This is a genomic window from Segatella hominis (assembly GCF_019249725.2).
In the GTDB taxonomy this organism is placed as follows: Bacteria; Bacteroidota; Bacteroidia; order Bacteroidales; family Bacteroidaceae; genus Prevotella.
Genome location: NZ_CP137559.1, coordinates 2850001 through 2852500, shown reverse-complemented (window position 1 = coordinate 2852500; position 2500 = coordinate 2850001). Strand labels below are relative to the sequence as shown.

Here is a 2500-nt window from a genome sequence, read left to right as displayed (position 1 = left end):
CTTCCCATTCCGAACAGAGAAGTTAAGCCCACTTGCGCCGATGGTACTGCAATACAATGCGGGAGAGTAGGTCGCCGCCTCCTTTCAATGAAGAGCCTCAGATTTCGAAAGATTTCTGAGGCTTTCTTGTTTTTTTTCTTCCCGCGGATCTTTTTCTTCTCCGCTGTTTTTTCTTCTCGCTGAATATTAGTTTGTCACGCAGATTTCGCAGATGACGCAGATTTTTTCTCATTGATTATTTTAGTCCCACAGATTTCACGGATTCACACAGATTTTTTTCATTGATTATTTTTCTCATGAATTTCCACAGATTTTCTCTGATTTTCTTCTTTTTCCTGTCATTTCTTTATTTCGCAGATTTTGACCTGTCGGTCTGGAAGGATAATGCAGATTTTTCTAATTCTCTTTTCTTCTTAGTTGGGAATCATTGAATTCTACACATTATCAATCCGACTTTTTCCAGATACTTAAAATTTTACCGTTTTCGTTTTATTTCCCTATTATTTTACCATTTCCCTCATGTAAGTATAAGATAAGTTATAAAACAAAATAAAAATCGCTATTTATTTGCAGAATTCATTTTTTATTAATACTTTTACAATCGAAAATAACATAGGTTTTTTATTTAACCCCCTTTATGGGTTTATGTTATTTTTATATAGAATAAAGAATATACGCGAAAACTAAGGGGGCAGGGTAATTCCTGCCCTTCAAACTTTATTATATAATTATTTACTTATTATTCTCTATCTTCGGTTCTCCCCCATTTTCTCCTTTCTATTATCATTCTCTCTTCTATCGTTTTTCTCCTATTATTGTTTCTATTCCTCTTGCTATGCGATTTATTCTTATACCATTAGTTGTATGTTTGAAATTTTGTTTTTTATCCTCGTTGATGATAGAACTTCACTTTATCTCTGTATTAAGAAGAAGCGCTATTAGTGTCTCTAAAAAAGGTAAATAATGAAAGATTATGTGTTTTATTGTTAAATAAATGTTAAAACAATATTTTTTTTCTCGAAATATTTGGTGGGTTGGAAAATTGTTAGTACTTTTGCACTCGCTTTTGAGAAATCAAGCATTCCTCTTAGCAATAAAAGAAAGAGTTCTTTGAAAGATTTTACATAAACAGACAAGTAGTACAAGAAGCGGTTAACTTCTTAGAAATAAGAAAGTTGACTGGGTAAAAGAAACGAACCGTCAAGAAATTGACAAGTCAGGTTTACTAAGCTTCAATAAACGAAAAAGGATATTCGTCCTAAGTACAGACAACAAACACTTCGCTCGTTCTTCGGAACAGGCAGAGTAAAAATGATATTTTACAATGGAGAGTTTGATCCTGGCTCAGGATGAACGCTAGCTACAGGCTTAACACATGCAAGTCGAGGGGAAACGACATCGAAAGCTTGCTTTTGATGGGCGTCGACCGGCGCACGGGTGAGTAACGCGTATCCAACCTGCCCACCACTTGGGGATAACCTTGCGAAAGTAAGACTAATACCCAATGATATCTCTAGAAGGCATCAGAAAGAGATTAAAGATTTATCGGTGATGGATGGGGATGCGTCTGATTAGCTTGTTGGCGGGGTAACGGCCCACCAAGGCTACGATCAGTAGGGGTTCTGAGAGGAAGGTCCCCCACATTGGAACTGAGACACGGTCCAAACTCCTACGGGAGGCAGCAGTGAGGAATATTGGTCAATGGGCGAGAGCCTGAACCAGCCAAGTAGCGTGCAGGATGACGGCCCTATGGGTTGTAAACTGCTTTTATAAGGGAATAAAGTGAGTCTCGTGAGACTTTTTGCATGTACCTTATGAATAAGGACCGGCTAATTCCGTGCCAGCAGCCGCGGTAATACGGAAGGTCCGGGCGTTATCCGGATTTATTGGGTTTAAAGGGAGCGTAGGCCGGAGATTAAGCGTGTTGTGAAATGTAGGTGCTCAACATCTGCACTGCAGCGCGAACTGGTCTTCTTGAGTACGCACAACGTGGGCGGAATTCGTGGTGTAGCGGTGAAATGCTTAGATATCACGAAGAACTCCGATTGCGAAGGCAGCTCACGGGAGCGCAACTGACGCTGAAGCTCGAAAGTGCGGGTATCGAACAGGATTAGATACCCTGGTAGTCCGCACGGTAAACGATGGATGCCCGCTGTTGGCCTGAATAGGTCAGCGGCCAAGCGAAAGCATTAAGCATCCCACCTGGGGAGTACGCCGGCAACGGTGAAACTCAAAGGAATTGACGGGGGCCCGCACAAGCGGAGGAACATGTGGTTTAATTCGATGATACGCGAGGAACCTTACCCGGGCTTGAATTGCAGAGGAAGGATTTGGAGACAATGACGCCCTTCGGGGTCTCTGTGAAGGTGCTGCATGGTTGTCGTCAGCTCGTGCCGTGAGGTGTCGGCTTAAGTGCCATAACGAGCGCAACCCCTCTCCTTAGTTGCCATCAGTTTAAGCTGGGCACTCTGGGGACACTGCCACCGTAAGGTGTGAGGAA

At 42.0% G+C, this 2500-nt stretch carries 2 rRNA genes (both running past the window's edge); both read left to right on the top strand.

The features are described from left to right. Positions 1-83 (top strand): 5S ribosomal RNA (rrf, locus tag KUA50_RS11560) (it extends 30 nt beyond the left edge of the window). Between the two features lie 1238 nt (positions 84-1321). Then, a 16S ribosomal RNA gene (locus KUA50_RS11555) occupies positions 1322-2500 on the top strand (it continues 353 nt past the right edge of the window).